16 protein-coding genes are annotated in these 18,259 nt (G+C 42.6%); 12 read left to right on the top strand and 4 right to left on the bottom strand.

Going from position 1 to position 18,259, the window contains the following annotated elements:
- Positions 1-110 precede the first annotated feature (110 nt).
- Together argC and B6N13_RS08975 are read left to right on the top strand one after the other, a co-directional pair.
- Entirely contained in the window at positions 111-1,049 is a 939-nt protein-coding gene (gene argC / locus B6N13_RS08980) for an N-acetyl-gamma-glutamyl-phosphate reductase (protein ID WP_169459138.1), read from the top strand.
- A 74-nt stretch (positions 1,050-1,123) separates the two neighbouring features.
- Positions 1,124-2,560 carry an SLC13 family permease gene (locus B6N13_RS08975; RefSeq protein WP_169459137.1) on the top strand — a complete coding sequence of 479 codons (1,437 nt, stop codon included), beginning with the start codon at positions 1,124-1,126 and terminating at the stop codon, positions 2,558-2,560.
- A 109-nt stretch (positions 2,561-2,669) separates the two neighbouring features.
- Here B6N13_RS08975 and B6N13_RS08970 read toward each other — a convergent pair whose 3' ends face one another.
- Entirely contained in the window at positions 2,670-3,497 is an 828-nt protein-coding gene (locus B6N13_RS08970; RefSeq protein ID WP_169459136.1) for a 5'-nucleotidase, lipoprotein e(P4) family, read from the bottom strand.
- A 222-nt stretch (positions 3,498-3,719) separates the two neighbouring features.
- Here B6N13_RS08970 and B6N13_RS08965 point away from each other — a divergent pair, with 222 nt between their 5' ends.
- Complete coding sequence (locus B6N13_RS08965) at positions 3,720-5,333, top strand: NAD(P)/FAD-dependent oxidoreductase (protein ID WP_169459135.1); 1,614 nt, start codon at positions 3,720-3,722, stop codon at positions 5,331-5,333.
- Between the two features lie 80 nt (positions 5,334-5,413).
- Here the strand turns inward: B6N13_RS08965 and B6N13_RS08960 are convergent, their stop codons facing one another.
- Positions 5,414-5,815, bottom strand: coding sequence for a carboxymuconolactone decarboxylase family protein (locus B6N13_RS08960; protein WP_169459134.1), 402 nt, complete (start codon positions 5,813-5,815; stop codon positions 5,414-5,416).
- Between the two features lie 137 nt (positions 5,816-5,952).
- Between B6N13_RS08960 and B6N13_RS08955 the strand changes: the two genes are divergently transcribed.
- Positions 5,953-6,816, top strand: a complete 864-nt coding sequence (locus tag B6N13_RS08955; protein ID WP_169459133.1) for a LysR family transcriptional regulator — start codon at positions 5,953-5,955, stop codon at positions 6,814-6,816.
- A gap of 220 nt (positions 6,817-7,036) precedes the next feature.
- On the opposite strand, the gene B6N13_RS08950 is transcribed toward B6N13_RS08955, so the two are convergent.
- Complete coding sequence (locus B6N13_RS08950; RefSeq protein ID WP_169459132.1) at positions 7,037-8,425, bottom strand: MATE family efflux transporter; 1,389 nt, start codon at positions 8,423-8,425, stop codon at positions 7,037-7,039.
- 281 nt (positions 8,426-8,706) lie between these two features.
- On the opposite strand from B6N13_RS08950, the gene B6N13_RS08945 reads away from it, so the two are divergent.
- Positions 8,707-9,504, top strand: a complete 798-nt coding sequence (locus tag B6N13_RS08945) for a transglutaminase family protein (RefSeq protein WP_012069190.1) — start codon at positions 8,707-8,709, stop codon at positions 9,502-9,504.
- A gap of 39 nt (positions 9,505-9,543) precedes the next feature.
- Here B6N13_RS08945 and B6N13_RS08940 read toward each other — a convergent pair whose 3' ends face one another.
- Positions 9,544-10,224 (bottom strand): hypothetical protein, encoded by a 681-nt coding sequence (locus B6N13_RS08940; protein ID WP_169459131.1) that lies wholly within the window; start codon positions 10,222-10,224, stop codon positions 9,544-9,546.
- Between the two features lie 188 nt (positions 10,225-10,412).
- Between B6N13_RS08940 and B6N13_RS08935 the strand changes: the two genes are divergently transcribed.
- The 7 genes from B6N13_RS08935 (at position 10,413) to B6N13_RS08905 (ending at position 18,163) form a co-directional block, all read left to right on the top strand.
- Complete coding sequence (locus tag B6N13_RS08935) at positions 10,413-11,300, top strand: LysR family transcriptional regulator (RefSeq protein ID WP_012069188.1); 888 nt, start codon at positions 10,413-10,415, stop codon at positions 11,298-11,300.
- 121 nt (positions 11,301-11,421) lie between these two features.
- Positions 11,422-12,657 (top strand): CaiB/BaiF CoA-transferase family protein, encoded by a 1,236-nt coding sequence (locus tag B6N13_RS08930; protein ID WP_169459130.1) that lies wholly within the window; start codon positions 11,422-11,424, stop codon positions 12,655-12,657.
- A gap of 9 nt (positions 12,658-12,666) precedes the next feature.
- A complete protein-coding gene (locus tag B6N13_RS08925; RefSeq protein ID WP_169459129.1) occupies positions 12,667-13,632 on the top strand; it encodes a hydroxymethylglutaryl-CoA lyase in 966 nt (321 codons plus the stop codon).
- A gap of 63 nt (positions 13,633-13,695) precedes the next feature.
- Positions 13,696-14,685 (top strand): TRAP transporter substrate-binding protein DctP, encoded by a 990-nt coding sequence (dctP, locus tag B6N13_RS08920; RefSeq protein ID WP_169459128.1) that lies wholly within the window; start codon positions 13,696-13,698, stop codon positions 14,683-14,685.
- Positions 14,686-14,754: 69 nt separating this feature from the next.
- The gene (locus tag B6N13_RS08915) at positions 14,755-15,318 is read left to right on the top strand and encodes a TRAP transporter small permease (RefSeq protein WP_012069184.1); all 564 of its coding nucleotides are present in this window, start codon (positions 14,755-14,757) and stop codon (positions 15,316-15,318) included.
- Positions 15,318-16,589: a TRAP transporter large permease gene (locus B6N13_RS08910; RefSeq protein WP_169459127.1), complete on the top strand. Its 1,272-nt coding sequence runs from the start codon at positions 15,318-15,320 to the stop codon at positions 16,587-16,589. The genes B6N13_RS08915 and B6N13_RS08910 overlap by 1 nt, the downstream gene beginning before the upstream one ends.
- A 221-nt stretch (positions 16,590-16,810) precedes the next feature.
- Complete coding sequence (locus tag B6N13_RS08905; protein WP_169459126.1) at positions 16,811-18,163, top strand: DUF945 family protein; 1,353 nt, start codon at positions 16,811-16,813, stop codon at positions 18,161-18,163.
- Positions 18,164-18,259: the final 96 nt, after the last annotated feature.

Genomic DNA, 18,259 nt, shown 5'->3' with positions numbered 1-18,259 from the left:
CACTATTTGCTCACGATAACATTCGACCCAAACATTCGATAAAAAGCAGGAAACTCACATCGACCTCCTGCTTTTCCTTTGATTTAAGACATCCAGTAAGGAATCACGCTGTGAAAAAAGTATTTATTGATGGCGAAACAGGCACCACAGGTCTGCAAGTAAAAGACCGTCTAATTAACCACCCACACATTGAAATCATCAGTATCGACCAAGATAAAAAACGCGACGTAGAAGAAAAGCGTCGTCTGATGAAAGAAGCCGATGTAACAGTACTTTGCCTACCAGATGATGCCGCAAAAGACAGTGTTATTTTGGCAAAAGAAGAAGGCTGTCGTATTTTGGACGCGAGTTCTGTCCATCGTGTCGCCGAAGGCTGGGTATATGGCTTGCCTGAACTTGATGTCACTCAACGCGACAAAATCAAAGATGCACAGTTTGTCTCTAACCCCGGTTGTTACCCAACTGGCGTGATCTTGCTATTGAAACCATTGATTGAAGCTGGATTATTGTCCGCGTCTTATGATTACTCAATCAATGCCGTATCTGGTTACAGTGGTGGCGGCAACGCGCTAATTGACCGTTATGAAAGCACCAACAATGCGCCGATATTCGGTGCTTACGGCTTGTCTTTCAACCACAAACATCTAGCTGAAATGAAAAAATGGTCAGGTTTGGATAACGCCCCCATTTTCGTTCCTAGTGTGGGTAACTTCCGCCAAGGCATGCTGACCTTCTTGCCAATTCAGCTTAAAGGCGATGTCACCATGGAACAGTTACAAGCTAAATTGGCTGAAGTGTATGCTAACGATACGTTTGTAACGGTGAATGATTTTAATGTGGTTGCCGATAACGCAGCACCATTTTTGACACCACACGGTCTTGAAGATACCAACCAAATCGAACTATCGGTTCTAAGTGAACCAGGAAACAAGTCTGGCATTCTTGTCGCCAAACTGGATAACCTCGGTAAAGGCGCGTCTGGCGCTGCCGTACAAAACCTAAACATCATGTTAGGATTTGACGAAGCAACTGCCGTGAATCTTCGCTAATAAAAAACCTGGCCTTCTTTGACACCTAAATTTAGGTATAAAGAAGGCCAGATTTCCTCCATTAGGGTTATCTAATGAGCAATCAAAGTCATTCACCAAATATATCGTCACCAACAGAAAAAAATCCACAGCAAACTCTAAGCAAACCACACTGGCCACTTTATCTAATTTTAGCGATGACATTTGTCATAGGCGCTGTTTCCTATCAATTTCTAACGCTCCCCCAATCGCTGACTGCAGGCCTGCTGTTCATTTGTATCGCTTTTTGGGCAACATCTCTGGTACCAGCTTATTGGCCAGCATTAGGCTTATTTGCTTTTGCGACGGCAACACAGCTTGCTCCGACACAAGTCATATTCGCTGGATTCCAATCGTCGACATTTTGGTTACTGTTCAGCGGTATGGTGTTCGGTGCAGCGATTAATCATACGGGGATCAATTCTCGCGCAACACGTTTGTTAATGCTGATTCTTGGCAATAGCTACCAAGGCACTATTATCAAAATTGCGTTGTTTGCGATGGGATTGGCCTTTTTGATTCCTTCTGGCGTAAGTCGTATCGTACTCATCATTCCGATCATTGCTTCCCTTGCCGATCACTTTGGTTATGATCAAGACTCTAATGGCCGAAAAGGCATGTTATTGGCCGCGGCATTTGGAACCTTTTTACCAGCCTTTTCTATTTTACCTGCGAACGCGCCTAACATGCTGCTTTCAGGTATGGCCGAAGCGCTTTATAACGCACCCTTTTCTTATGGCGAGTATCTACTTTTGCACTTCCCTATCTTGGGACTTGGAAAGTTAATCATGACTGTTGGCGTTATTCTGTGGCTTTTTCCAGATAAAACACCAAACCAAGCGATACAAGCGACAATCGAGAAGTCAGTCATGACAAAAATAGAAACACGGTTGTTAATTGTGCTTTGTGTTTGTTTTGCTTTCTGGTTCACGGACTCGCTGCATCATATTTCAGCAGGCTGGGTTGGGCTAACTGCTGCATTAGTTTGCCTATGGCCAAGTCTTGGATTAATGGCAAAAAATAGCATCGATAAAGACATTCAGTATGGCACACTGCTATTTGCGGCAGGCATTATAGGATTAAGCGCGATCATTGCTTACTCAGGCCTTGGTAATATCTTGGTTAATTATTTAACCGAAGTCATTTCTTTCTCAGAGGATTCAGCTTTACTGAATTTGAGCTTGCTGACATTTATTTCCACTTGCGTGGCTGTGGTAACTAATTTGGCTGGTGTTCCCGCTATTATGACCCCAATGGCAGAACATTTAGCCAACATCACCGGCCTTTCTAGCCATGCAGTGCTAATGACGCAAGTATTGGCTTTTTCCAACGTGTTGCTGCCTTATCAGGCGCCGCCACTGATTACCGCGATTGCGCTTGGCAATTTATCCATCAGCGCCGTCACTAAAGTTTGCTTAGCGACCTTTGTTTTAACAAGCTTGATACTGCTGCCACTGAACTTCATCTGGTGGCATATTCTCGGTATATTTTAGGTTAGTTCTTAGCTAAGATAGACAAAAGCCGCCTACCCATTCAGATAAGCGGCTTTTTAATGGCTAAGCTATTTAATGGCTAAGCTATTTAATATTTAAAATATGAAACCTACTTCGTTGGCTGCCAAACGTTAAGCTTAGACTTACGCATTTGGTCTTTTTCTGCTGCAGAAGCGCCCCAATTACCATCATAAACTTTACCTTCCCAATCACCATAAGCCGGATTAGGTAACATGATAAGTGTTGTACCAAACAGCGCTTTATTTTTCTCAACCGCTGCATCACTTTCCGCTAACCCCTTGGTTCTAAAATCGGTGGAGAAATCGTTTAAGTTATCACCCATCAACAACGCAACGTCGTAGTTTTCTGCCACTTCTTGTCGGCGAGGTTCTTTGTTACTAGTAGATGTATTCAACATTAAGTGCGCATCATCCACATTGGGAAAACCTAGGTCTTTTAGGTTTTTACGCGTGCCCTCTAAACCTGATGCTTTACGGTTAGTAATATAAAATACTTCACCACCTTTGCTCGCCACATAGTTCAGAAACTCAGTCGCGCCCGGCATGGCTTTCGCCTGTGCAGCATCCATCCATTCGCCCCATGTTTTGCTTGAATAGCCAAAATCCTTACCGATCAACCAAGCTTGATAACCGCTGTTGTCGATAACAGTTTCGTCAGCATCGACAATCACCGCGATTTTTTTGCTGCCTTTATGTTGGCTAGCGTATTGATCAAATTGCATTTTTGCCAAATTAAACGCTTGATAAGACAAAGCCTTATATTCAGCAGAGGCTTGCATCCACAAGGTCGACATAACTAATTGTTCGTTTAAGTCTTTGGCCGAATAATCAGATTCTTGGGCAAGAGCGGAGAACGAAAAGCTGCCCGTTAGCAGTGCAGTTGATAGAACCAGTGTACGAAAAGTGATTGAAGACATTAAAAACCTCTTATTTATAGACACATATGCAACTCAATAAACGCTTCTTGCAAAAAATACACCTTCTTTGTCTATTCGTCTTCCTCTTTTATTCAAACAATCAAGAACGTCAATCTTGTTAGAAAAACCATCTCGCTGCCATTTGAGAACAGCTTTTTCAACGAAAATATCGTATTATCCCCGCTATTAGCCATTGACCCAGCATTCTAACTATTGATTCCTATGATACGACTTTCCAATATCCAACTTCCTCTTGATCACGACGCTAGCGCAATAGAAAGCGCGATTTTATCCATGCTTGAAATTCCAGCAGAGAAACTCGTTAGCTTTAACGTTTTTCGTCGCGGATACGATGCGCGTAAGAAAACTAATATCATGTTGATTTACACCTTGGATGTTGAAACGACGTGTAACGATGTTTTGCTTAGCCAATTTGCGGATCACCAGCAAATAAAAGTCACACCAGACTTAGATTATCATCCAGTTGCTCAGGCACCGGTAACTTTGGCAGAACGCCCTATCGTTATTGGTTTTGGTCCATGTGGCTTATTAGCAGCCTTGGTTTTAGCGCAAATGGGTTACAAGCCAATTGTGCTGGAGCGCGGTAAAGAAGTACGTGAACGTACCAAAGATACCTTTGGTTTCTGGCGTAAGAAGATTCTGAACACTGAATCTAACGTACAATTTGGTGAAGGCGGTGCGGGAACCTTCTCTGACGGCAAACTCTATAGCCAAGTGAAAGACCCTAAACAATACAGCCGAAAAGTCCTTAATGAATTTGTTGCTGCAGGCGCACCGGACGAAATTCTTTACGTCAGCAAACCTCACATTGGTACCTTCAAACTGGTTGCCATGGTCGAGAAAATGCGTGCTCAAATTATTGAATTAGGCGGAGAGATTCGTTTCAGCTGTCGTGTTGATGATTTACATATCGAAAATGGCCAAGTCACCGGCGTCACTCTTGCCGATGGTGAAAAACTCTATTCGAAACACATCGCCATCGCCATTGGTCACAGTGCTCGCGACACTTTCGAGATGCTGCACAACAAAGGCGTTTACATTGAAGCCAAACCTTTCTCGGTTGGCTTTCGTATCGAGCACGAGCAATCGTCAATCGACAAAGCCCGCTTTGGTCCAAATGCGGGCAACGAGATTCTTGGGGCAGCGGATTACAAACTGGTTCACCACTGTAAAAATGGTCGTTCCGTTTACAGCTTCTGTATGTGTCCTGGCGGCACCGTGGTAGCAGCGACATCGGAAGAAAATCGCGTAGTTACTAATGGTATGAGTCAATATTCTCGTAACGAGCGTAACGCCAACAGCGCCATTGTAGTGGGTATTGATCCATCCGATTACCCAGGTGGTCCGCTTGCAGGAATCGAATTCCAACGCAAGCTAGAAAGCCTTGCCTATGAACTAGGTGGTAGCAACTACGATGCGCCAGCTCAAACCGTCGGTGCTTTTTTACGTAACGAAACACCTGAAAAATTGGGCACTGTGGAGCCTTCTTTCAAACCGGGTATTAAACTAACCAACCTAGCGGATGCCTTGCCAGACTTTTGTATCGAAGCCATTCGTGAAGCCATTCCAGCTTTCAATAAGAAAATCCGTGGTTTTGCCTTCGATGATGCTTTATTGACTGGCGTAGAAACACGTACCTCAGCACCAATCAATATCAAACGCGATAATGACAGCCTAGAAAGTATCAACACCAAAGGCTTATATCCTGCAGGAGAAGGCGCAGGTTATGCTGGCGGTATCATGTCGGCAGCTATTGATGGCATTAAAATCGCCGAAGCCATGGCATTGAGTATTAACGCTAAAGCAGTCAAATAACCATTAGATATCGCTTATAGAAACTAACTAGAAAGGGCTCTCTAATGAATAGACAGCCCTTTCTTCTTTTTGCTAACAAGCTATTTATCTGATCCTGCCGTCACATCAATACCTCTTTCATCAAAGACTTCTTTGGCCGCAAAGAGTCCATTTAACGCTGCTGGAAAGCCCGCATAAAGTGCCATTTGCATCAACACTTCGATGATTTCTTTTGGTGAGCAGCCCACATTGAGTGCAGCATGGATATGGACCTTCAATTGTGGTGTGGCATTGCCTAATGCGGTTAATGCCGCCACGGTAGCGATTTCACGAGACTTCAAATCCAAACCAGAGCGGGTATAGATATCGCCAAAACCAAACTCGATCATCAAGGTAGCGAAATCTGGCGCGATAGGTTGTAATGCATCGACGACTTTCTGACCTTGTTCGCCATCTATTTCAGCGAGTTTTTCCAAACCTAATTGATAACGATCTTTATTCATTTTTCTCTCCTAAACACTTCATAAAAGGACACCAGTTACAATGCTTGTTACTATGCCATTTTTTATAATTGAAATATTTAGATGAAATAGAGAATCCATTTTTCAGTATTGAAAAATAACTTTTGGCGGAATATCTTATGAAAGAGATGATTTGGGACGATACGAAAGCTTTCTTGGCACTTGCCCGTTTTGGCACGCTTACCATAGCTGCAAAATCTCTAGACATGGGAATTGCTACGCTATCACGAAAAATAGAACGTCTTGAGCACAGTCTACAAACACCGCTCTTTTTGCGTTTTCAAACAGGCTACCAACTGACGGATGAAGGTAAGAATCTATTAAATAAAGCAGAGGCAATGGAAGCTGCTGCTTTTACGTTTACCAAGAGTGCGAAAAAGGAATCTCAACTGATCGGAAGGGTCAAAGTCGCTACGGCTGAAAACCTCGCCACCCACCTCATTATTCCAGCGCTAGGCCATTTTCAGCAAACCTGCCCAAACTTACACATCGATATTGTCACCGACATTCATACAGCCAATTTACATCGTCGAGATGCTGACCTCGCCTTACGTATGGTGCGTCCAACCAATGGTAATGTCAGCTTCCAGCGTGTTGGCACGCTAGGCTACGGACTCTACTGTAGTACTCATTACCAAAATGAACGCGATGATGCTAATGACAACTTTATCCAATGGGGAGACGGTTACGAGCATTTGCCCGCAGCACGATGGATAGCCAGTCAATTAGCCGGGAAAGAGCCCATTCTCACCACGACATCAGTGGCAACCCAAGTCAGTGCTTGCCTAGCGGAAGTCGGCGTAGCGATATTGCCACACCTAGTTGCGCGTCACACTGAACTCGTTTGCCTCGCTAACATACCAGAGATCAATCAAGAAATTTACCTCGTTATCCAAACCGATTTAACCCAATCGAAACGCACTCGCGCTGTCGCGGATTTTCTTTCAGAGCTGGTAAAGACACATCAAGATCGCCTTAATTAAGGTACGGCCATACCTTAAATATTCTCACCATAAACTTAAACTGGTCATTCATGTTCATACAGCGGATGTGTTCTAGCTCGTCTAACAAAAATCTCAGTTGAAAAAACCAATCATCATTTTTCGATAGATAATCTAGGGCTTTCTTTAGCACTCAATCTCAATGGAGCTAGCGGTGTTGGGAACCTTTAAGAACAATAAACGCAATCAGTATTTTAAAAGCTCATTGTGCTTCTTTAAAAAACAATCCAAGACTTGTGTTTTGAGTTCGATTACGCTGACTTAATACAAAAACAGTCAGCAACAAAGCAAGAAACTCAGTGCTCGCGGCTGCATACCAAATCCCCCACTCGGAAAAGAAGTACGGTAGAATAAAAATCAACGGCAGAGAGAACGCATAGGTTTTCATGATGCCTAAAATGCCCGCTCTTTTTGCATCACCAATGGCTTGGAAAAACATGCTAATCATCATTTGCGGGCCAACCAGAAAAAGCGCCAAAGTAGAAAACGGTAAAATTCGCACTACCTCACTAATCACAGCTTGATCACTAACAAACAGCATTCCTAAATCACGTTTAAAAACAAACGCTATCGTCTGTAATAGCAGGCAATAAACAAAGGCGACAGTCAAAGCAATTTTAATACTGACATTTACCCGGCCCAGCTCATTTGCTCCAAAATTGTTACCAACAATCGCTTGAAACGCCATGCTAAGCCCAAGTAAAGGCAAAAAAATAAACGTCATTAAACGCGTAATAATGCCATAAGCTCCCACTGTTGTTGCATAATTTGCAGCATCCCACGTTTGTAAATTGTATAAAATAGCGCCAGACGTTAATGCCAAGCCGATATAATTTAAACTCGAAGGTGCTCCTAAAGACAAAAACGTCAGCCAATGCTGTCGAGATTTTGAAAACAATACAACCTGAAGGTTAAGCTCGTTTGTCTGATATTTCCGATAGAAAAAGACAATAACTAAAGAGACAGCTTGTGCCAAAACAGTGCCATAAGCCGACCCCTCTACGCCCCAATTCAAACCAACAATCAACAAATAGTTAAATACGCCATTCAGTAACACTGACAAAAGAGAGACCGACGCCATGAAAGAAACACGCCCTTCGCAGCGTAAACTGTCACCATTAATAGCTAAAACAAAGACCAAGGGAGAGAAAAAGACCAAAATAGATATATAGCGATAACTCATATCGGCAATCAAATTTGAGCCATTACTCACAGCATCTGTTAACGCGTGCCCACCTAGTAAAAACAAACCGATCAGCACAGCACAGACCACTAAAGACAAACTAATCGCTTGCGAAAACACTTCTACGGCACTAGATCCATTTCCCGCGCCTAATTGCCGCGCCATCAAACTGGCAAAACCATTCGATACTAACGTTGACAAAGCAACAATCAGAATAAAAGCAGGAAACATAGAAGTAACGGCAGTTAGGGCATCGGCGCCAACAAACATACCAAGGAAGTACGCGTCCACCAGCGCAAACGAACCATTCACCATCATGATCAAAATAATCGGTGCCGCTGTTTTTAGAAACACCAAGGGTAAAGGCGCATTAAGAAAATTATTATTTTTATGTAATTCTGTCGTCATTCGAAATACGCCCGGTTACATCATCATAGGTAAAGGTATTTAGAGCATAAGCTCTTATCATTGGGTCCCAGAATATTATTCTAAGCAAAGATCAAACGGGAGCTTTTATCATAAGAAGTATTAAAAACAGCAATATCAGCTATGTTTCATCATTAGATACTTAGACCTGAATAAGTTAAACACACATTCATTTATTTAGCGTAGATATAAAGATGTTCTATAGCTGATCATACTTATAGCTGCTACTGTAATGAATAAACCATCAATTCGGGAGTTGTTTTATGTGGCTAGAAGCATCCAGTACTCTTGAGTTCAACATTGAGACACCGTCACCTTTCGTACTGATGTTACGCCCTCGTAGCGGTATGCAGCAGTGGATTGCTCGGGAAGAATATGTCTTGTCGCCCAGTGTGCCAGCAGTGGAGTTTACCGATTCCTTTGGAAACTTATGCCAAAGATTAGTCGCTCCTGTCGGACATTTTTCGATTCGTATCTCAGTGGTAATAGAAACCGCCAACGCTTCAGATACAGCACCCGGCGCGCCTTTTGTCGATATCCAGCAACTACCCGACGAAACCTTACCTTTTTTGCACCCGAGTCGTTATTGCGATTCCGATCATTTTACAGAAATGGCATCATCCATCGTTGCAGGCTTAACGCCAGGCTATGACCAATGCAGTGCTATCGTCGATTATATTCGCAAAAATATTCAGTACACACCGGGTGAAGGCGAACAGAACATAAGTGCATCAGAGTTAAACGGACTGGGGCGAGGCGTTTGTCGAGACATGGCACATTTGGGCATTGCTTGCTGTCGAGCGCTTGCCATTCCTGCACGCATGGTGGTCGGTTATCTTGAAGGCTTAGAGCCGATGGATTTACATGCGTGGTTTGAAGCCTACGTTGGCAATCGTTGGTACACATTTGATCCAACGCAAGCGGATTTACAAGGTGGTCGTGTTGCTATCGCTTTTGGGCGAGACGCTGCTGATGTGGCGATCTACACCCAGTTCGGGCCACCGGTAGAGCTGCTCAATCTCGATGTTAAGGTCCAAGAAACGCAAGGGCCAACGCGATAAAGCAGCATTTTTTATGAAGCAAAACGATTAATGAAGCTGTTAGACAATATCAAATTGAATAATAGCATCACCCTGATTCATAACTCGATTCACACCTAAAGACTCGGCGGCCGGCACTAATCCATTTAAGGTTCCAGTAATAAAAAAGTAATCTTTATTGCCGTAGCCTCGTTGAATACACTGAAGTATCCCTTTCTTCACCACGTCTTTCTTTGCCTCTACAAGTGGGTCTAATTCAGCTGAGAAGCTATAACCTTGATTGCCGCCTTCAAAAAGTATCTCACCAGCAACTGGCTTTTGAGAGACAAAAACACCGTAGTTAAAGTAAAAGTCACACGCTGAATGGTTCGTAGGGTGAATAGCCGGACGAATCAGTTCGACTGCTGCAAAAGGTGTCAATTCATCAACCAATTCATTCATTGCATCTGTCGTACTTGGTACAGTCAATTGAAAACACACTTCTAACTCAGTACCGCGAAATGCTTGATGTGGAATGGTGTCGCCAAGATTAGCGAATACTTGGAAGTCAAAAATAGGAGAAAGAATAATCACGCCATCTTTATCGACAATTTTCCAACCAGCAACCACGGCCCCCTTCTCTACAATCTTGGTAATCAGAGTATCCTGCACTTCACATACTGCGTCGAAAGTATCGGTTAACGATAATGATGACTCATACTGAAATCCTTTTACTATCTGAGAATATTCTTCGAAAACCATATCGTGAAAGCCCTTTGTAAAAAATAATAGAGGTATAAAATAGCCAAGTGTAACAAACGCTTAATCGCAATTAAGCCGCCGCTATAGTATGAGAAAAAAACGAGATGATATATGATCTTTGCGCAATTAATGTCATATAAAAGAAAGTAGCGGCTACCAAAAACAATAAAGTATGGATGTAATCATAAATGCGAATTGACCCAACTTCCCTGCGCTTATTCGTCTGCGTCATTGAGCAAGGCTCGATTGCACGCGCTGCCGAATTGAATTTTATTGCCGCTTCAGCCGTATCAAAACGCATCAAGGAATTAGAGCAATTGCTTCATACCCCATTAATGATGCGCACCAATCGAGGAGTGGTTGCTACACCTGCAGGCCAAGCGTTGTTACAGATGTCCCGCGGCGTGCTGCATCAACTGGATGACATTTATAACCAAATGAATGAGTTCTCACACGGAGTTCGAGGGCAAGTTCGAATGGTGGCTAATATTTCTGCTATCAGTCAATTTCTCCCTAAACAACTGCGCTCTTTTTTGAACCAAAACCCTTTGGTGCAAATTCATTTGGAAGAGAAAATCAGTAGTGAAATTATTCGTGCTGTTGCTGAAAATGCTGCAGACATTGGTATTGTCACCATCGCTTCAAGAGAATACCCAGACCTTTCCATCTATCCTTATAAAACAGACCGTCTGGTGGTAATCACTCCGGTTGGGCACCCCCTTGGACAATACAAAGAGGTCAAGTTTGTAGACACTTTAGGGCATGACTATGTCGGTTTACATACAGGAAGTGCTATCAATAACCAAATGATTAATGCCTCTACCAATGCCAATTTACCACTAAATATGCGTATTCAAGTCACCAGCTATGAAGCGCTTTGCAGCATGGTGGAATCAGGGCTTGGTATAGGACTTATGCCTATCGACATTGCTCGCCCCTATATAAAAGCCTCACGAATAGAGGCTTTGCCATTATTAGACAGCTGGGCACATCGAGAGCTTAAGATCTGTGTTCGCAGTTCGGATCAACTACTCGACGCTGCTCACCATTTATTAACCCATTTACGTACAACTTAATGTCTATCAATCTTGCCATATCCTAAAGAGATGGCAGCCTAACATTTAGGCGCTTTTCTCTTGTTCTAGTTTAAAAGATGATAATTACAACAATTACAAAAAATAATTAAGGGAAACGAGAATGAGCCAACGCGACTCGTCATCTAACACAAATTCTAACAATGAAACCGAATTACCTTTAAAGGGCGTACGTGTTTTAGAACTAGGATCTCTCATCGCCGGTCCCTATGCTGGCAGCATTTTTGCTCAATTCGGCGCAGAAGTAATTAAGGTTGAACCTCCCGGAAGCGGTGATCCATTGCGCAAATGGCGCAAAATGTACAAAGACACTTCTCTTTGGTGGTACTCACAAAGCCGCAATAAAAAGTCTATTACGCTAGATCTTAAATCAGCGGATGCACAAGCCATCATCCACGACTTAGTTAAAGACGTCGACATAGTCATCGAAAACTTCCGTCCTGGCACCTTAGAAAAATGGAATCTGGGATGGGAGCAATTATCTGCCGTCAAACCAGAACTCATCATGTTACGTGTTTCGGGTTATGGTCAGGATGGACCTTATTCTTCGCGTCCTGGTTTTGCTGCGATTGCAGAATCCATTGGTGGCTTACGTCACCTTGTTGGTTATCCCGATAGACCTCCAGTTCGAGTGGGTGTCAGCATTGGCGACACACTTGCATCACTTTACGGCGTAATCGGTGCCATGATGGCGATGCATCACTTAAAAGTAAATAAAGGCACTGGGCAGTTTATCGATGTAGCCTTATACGAATCTGTATTCGGTGTGATGGAAAGTTTAATCCCTGAATACGGTATGTTCGGTTTTATACGAGAACGTACTGGCGCTAGTATGCCGGGCATTGCACCATCTGGTTCTTATATGAGCAAAGACGAACGCTACATTGTTATTGCCGCTAACAGCGACAGTATTTTCAAGCGTTTAATGAATGCAATGGAACGACCAGATTTAGCAAACGATCCAGAGTTAGCGCAAAATGACGGTCGAGCTAAACGCTCCGACGAACTAGATGAAGCAATTCAAGCTTGGACATCTCAGCACTCTCTTAAAGATGCACTCGCCATTTTGGAAGAAGCCGCTGTGCCGTCTAGTGGTATTAATAATGCGGAAGATATTTTTAACGACCCACACTTTCATGCTCGAGAAATGATTGTTGAACACCCACTTTCCGGTGACGATAAAATATCACTTCCTGGCATAGTACCCAAATTAAGCCTAACACCTGGCAAAACTCAGTGGCTAGGGCCAAAACTGGGCGAGCACACTGACGAAATTTTAGGCTCAGTTGGCATCGACGAAGACAAGCTCGCCGCGCTACGTGCCAAGGGTGTGATTTAGGAGCCTATTATGTTCATGCAGAATCTACCGACCAAGGTACGAATTAACGAAGTGGCGACTCGCGATGGCTTTCAGAGCGAAGCGCTTTTTATTCCAACAGATAAAAAAATCGAGATTATCGATCGCCTATCTTTACTTGGTTTAAATAAAATCGAAGTCACCTCTTTTGTATCACCAAAGGCAATTCCTAATCTGCGTGATGCTGAAGAAGTCATGAATAGTATTACGCGCAATCCCAAGGTCACTTATGTGACTCTGGTTCCCAATGAAAAAGGCGCAGAGCGCGCACTGGCGACCAAGGCGGACGAAGTCAACCTGGTTATGTCGGTGAGTGAATCGCATAACCTTTCGAACATGCGTATGTCATGCGAGCAGTCATTGGCGCAGTTCAAACGTATTTGCGAGTTAATGAAAGGCAGTAGTACTCGAATTAATGCTTCATTGGCCACTTCATTTGGCTGCCCTTTTGAAGGTATTATCGCTCCTGAACGTGTAATCAAAGTCATTCATCAATATCTTGATATTGGCATTCAGAGTATTTCGATTGCTGATACAACAGGTATGGCATCACCAAGACAAGTCTATGAGCTATGTTCGCAAGTTCGCGATATTTTTCCAGCGCTCGATGTCACGTTGCATTTACACAACACGCGCGGCATGGGATTAGCGAACGCGCTTGCAGGTTTATCTGCTGGCATCACTCAACTAGATGCGTCATTAGGTGGCATCGGCGGTTGCCCTTACGCACCAGGAGCCACAGGTAACATCTGTACAGAAGACCTAGTGCACATGCTAGAATCCATCGGTTTAGACACGGGGGTAGATTTGACTACTTTATTAGTCATGGCTCGCGAGCTCCCAGAATTACTAGAACACGATATATCAGGACAAGTTGCCAAGGCAGGTTTACGAACTGAAACAAGACCTTTATCACAAAGTGTCCTTGACCTTAAAGCTCGTATTGAAAAGCACTAAAATAAAAAACTAGCAGTAATAAAACTATAAAAATAATGATTAATAAGAAAACAGGACTTTACCATGAATTATAAAACCCTTCTAAAAACTGGCTTATTAACGTCTACTTTGATGGCTTCTTTGCCAACATTAGCAGAAACAACGTTAGGGATTTCGCTGCAATTACCTCTTAAACATCATCTTGGTCAAAACCTTGTCGACTTCAAAAAAGAAGTAGAAGAAAAAAGCCATGGCGATATTAAGATCAAAATTTATCCTTCTGCACAGCTGTTTAAAGACAGCGAAGTACACCAAGCAGTGAGTTCTGGCGCCATTGAAATGGGTGTAATGAGTCTTTCCCAGCTTGCAGGTACTATTCCAGCGGTAGATGTTTTTTATGTGCCATTCATGTTTCCGTCCCAAGACAAGGTAGAAGCTGCAACTCGCCCTGATAGCCAAGTTCGCAAATTACTGGATGAAGCTATTCTAAAAACGGGTACGCGTCCATTATGGTGGCAAGCTTATGGTGGTGTAGCGTTACTTTCTAAGAAAAAACCAATTGAGCTACCAGAAGATATGAAAGGCATGAAAGTGCGTGTATTTGGTAAAACATTGGGACAATTTGTTGAAGCCGTAGGTGGCGCACCAACATCGCTATCAGGCTCTGAACAATTCCTAGCCTACCAACGCGGCACAGTAGATGCTGGTATGACAGGTGTATCTGCGGTTGGCCCACGTAAGCTTTACCAAGTAATGGATTACCTTACCCTAACAAATCATGCTGACATTGAGTTCTTAACTGTTATCAATGAAAAAGTATGGGAATCTTTATCTGCTGATAATCAAAAAATTCTGTCTGATGCAGCTCGTAAAGTTGAAGTAGAGCTAAGAGATAAAATCAAAAAAATCGAGAGCGATGCTATCGTAGATGCTGAAAAACACATGAAGGTGATTCATCTTACTGATGACGACATCATCGCTTGGCGTAAAGCGACCACCTCTGTGAAAGAATCTTTCTTAGATAATTCAGGTCCACTCGGTTTTAAAGTCATTCAAGCTGCCGAAAACCTTTAAGCTTATAAAAATATATCGCGGATGAGCCCTTCATCCGCGATATTTCGTTGTTTTTTGGAGTATTGGCTTATGTCCAACCATGAAGAAAAAAAGCAGGACTTGTCAGCTTGGCGAGCAGAACACCCCGCTCTTTGGGTTCGTATAAACTACCGAGTCATTCGATTATGCGGCCAGCTATCTGCAGCACTGTTTGTTTTCATCGCTGCAATTATCACTTATGAAGTCGTTGCCCGTTATATATTTACTGCACCTACTATCTGGTCAGAAGACATATCACTACTTTGTCAGATTTGGGCAACCTGTTTAGGCGCCAGTTGGGTATTGCAAAACAAAGCACTGATTCGCATCGATTTTCTAACCAATATGCTGGGCGAAAAAGCAAAAAAACTATCTGACTTCGTCGCACTATTATCGATCATCTTCTTCGCAGGATTTATTACCTTTTATGGTTATCAATTATTAAAAGAATCCATTGAAATGGGCTCTGCATCAGCAAGTATGCTGGGGTTACCACTTTGGACAACAAAATCAGCCATCCCTATTGGATTTGGGTTACTAACATTACAAGCCGTCATGGAAATATTTTTGATGTTCGCGGGTGATTATCAAGAACACGAAGAGGTTTCACTATAATGACGATTATCTTGTTACTGGTTATCATGGTCTTAGCGCTGCTAATCGGCGTGCCTGTTGCTTTTGCCTTAGGCGGGTTAGGTTTAGGTATGCTGTTATTAGCAGGCTTCTCACCAATGATGGCACCGCTCGCGCTGTACTCTTCTTTCGACAGCTTTATTTTATTATCTGTTCCACTGTTTTTATTGATGTCGAATATTTTGCTGCAAGGCGGCATAGGCAAAGACTTATTTAGAGCCGTACAATCTTGGGTCGGTCATTGGCCTGGCGGCCTTGGTATTGCCACAATCGCTTCTTGTACTATCTTTTCGGCTATTTCTGGATCATCTGTCGCTACAGCGGCAACCATAGGAAACGTAGCTATCAAAGAAATGACTGACCGAGGCTATAACAAACCATTCGTATACGGTTTGATCGCCGCTGGTGGTACCTTAGGTATCCTGATTCCACCTTCTATTCCAATGATCGTGTATGGCGTTATTACTGAAGAATCCATTGTCGATTTGTTTTTAGCAGGTATCGTGCCTGGTTTATTAATGGCAGGTAGTTTCATTATTTACTGCTTTTTTTACGCACGTTTCAGTAAAGATTACACGCCAAGTGAAAAGGCGACTAGCGCTGAACGCAAAAGTGCCAGTTTACGAGCAATACCAACGCTGTTATTAGCTAGCATCATCATTGGCGGTATTTATACTGGCGTATTTACGCCAACTGAATCTGCGGGTATCGGTGTTGCGGTTTCGCTGATTATTGTCATTATGATGGGAACCTTTAGCCTTGAAAAATTCAAAGCAGCAGCGATGAGCACAATGAAAAATACGGTAACTATTTTTCTTATCATTGCTGGCGCGAAAGTCTTTGGTAAAGCGATTACTCTGTACCAAATTCCTCAAGATATTTCGATGCTAGTCAGTGAGAACATATCTGAAGTAGGTTTATTTATTGCGGCAGTGTGTTTTGTCTTGCTAATTATGGGCTTCTTTCTTGAGTCTGTCTCTATGCTATTGATCATGATGCCAGTGCTTTATCCATCGCTTGGCATGCTAGGTATCGACCCAATTTGGTTCGCTATCATCTTTGTGATCATGATTGAGTGCGCATTGATTACACCGCCCGTTGGACTTAACCTCTTCGTCATTCAATCGGTGTCTGGAGGAAAATCCGCGGAAGTCATTCAGGGTGTTTGGCCTTTTATACTCATCATGCTTGGCTGTTTGCTAGCTGTATATTTTTTCCCTGCTATCGCTCTTTATATCCCCTTCCAGTTATAAGTTAACTCAAAACACTATCCAGCTTTCACAGTATCGCTGGATAGTATTTTCTATAGAAAACTTAATATTCCTTAACAACTCCACCTTCATGCGACACAATCCTTCTCACCTTTCTGTTTTTATTTAATATTCTTCACAAATACCCGTCTTCATTTTGTTTCATTAACATTAAATCTGTATCATGTGCTCACCTTAATCCACCCCATGAAAAGGAACTTCCAGTGAAGAAAATACTTTCCGTACTCGTTTTCACGCTTGTTGCTGCTTGCTTAGTTGCCCCTAAATTTATCGCTCCTAAACATCAAAAAGAAGTCGCGGAGCTGGTCTCAAATATTAATAAAGCTCCGGGTTATACAGCAAATATTGTGTCTACAGATTTAGCGTGGTTCGGCTCTGAAAACAAAGTGCTTGTAACTTTCGACACCATGCAAATCGATCCCACCATTCAAGAGGGAGTTCTTGAAGCCGAACTCATTATTGATACACACTACGGCCCTTTACTATTTGCAAGCCAAGGCTTATTTGGTTTGTACGATACAGAGATTCGTTATACAGGAGAGAAACAACGTAACTTTATCGATTGGAACGAAGACCAGCCTTTATATGAACTTTCTGTACTTGGCGGTTTTACAGGTAACTTCAAAATAGCTGATAGTATTCCTGCCTTCAGTAACCCTGCTAATACCTTTCAATTTAGTGGTTATACAGGCCAAGGTGAAATGACAGATCAAGGATTCATCTACCAAGGCACCTTAGATCAAATTGATGTCGTTGACGGCTATACTCCAGTTAAAGCAGAAGGATTCACACTATCTATTGAGTTGAACGCAAACTTAGCGACCATCATGCAAGGTGGATTTTATGACAGCACTACAGACTTCAATCTTGAAAAGCTTAATATAGGTACTGATACAGAACTATCCGGCCTAAATATCGAAATGGGTTCTAACTTAGATAAGGAAACACAACTAGGTAGTATTGAAATTGGTTACCTTATTAAAGATGCCATGTTTGGAGAATTTAAAGCAACTGATCTGTCTTTAGCCACTGAACTGACCAAGTTAAGCAATAAATTCTTTATTGATTACAAAAACTTCTCTGACAACCTGCTAGCTGAAGCCCATTCGCCAGATGCTGTATACGAAGTACTATTGGCCTTTATGCAAGATAATCTTGGTGAGTTACTTGCAGCGAAACCAGAATTCAACATCACCGATTTCAGTGGTACTTTCCCTGAAGGTAGCTTCAATGCAACACTAACAAGCAAATTTGCTGATATTGACACGCCAACTATTGAAGAACTTTCTCTACCTGAGTTTTGGTTGTACAACGCGATTGTGACAGCCAATCTTGAAGCGGATGAACCCTTGGTACGTAGCCTAGCAGAGCAATTCATTGCCAGTAAAATGCGCGCGCCATTGAATGCACCTGAAGTAAAGCAGCAGGCATTAATGATCATCGATAGTTTTGTACAACAAGGTTTGATTAAACTAGAAGATGATAAATATAAGAGCGAAATTATGATCGAAAACGGTCAAGGCAAAATCTACGATTCTGTATTTCCTTTGATGTAGGTTACTTATTTAAACTGATCCTAGTTCCAAACTAAAAAGGCGCGTCTTATACTCTGGTTTACAGAAATAAGACGCGCCTTTTTTATTCAACTAAAA

Source organism: Marinomonas sp. UCMA 3892 (genome assembly GCF_012726345.1).
GTDB lineage: Bacteria > Pseudomonadota > Gammaproteobacteria > Pseudomonadales > Marinomonadaceae > Marinomonas.
The sequence above is the reverse complement of the archived record's forward strand: the minus strand, read 5'-3'. Positions and strand labels throughout refer to the sequence as shown.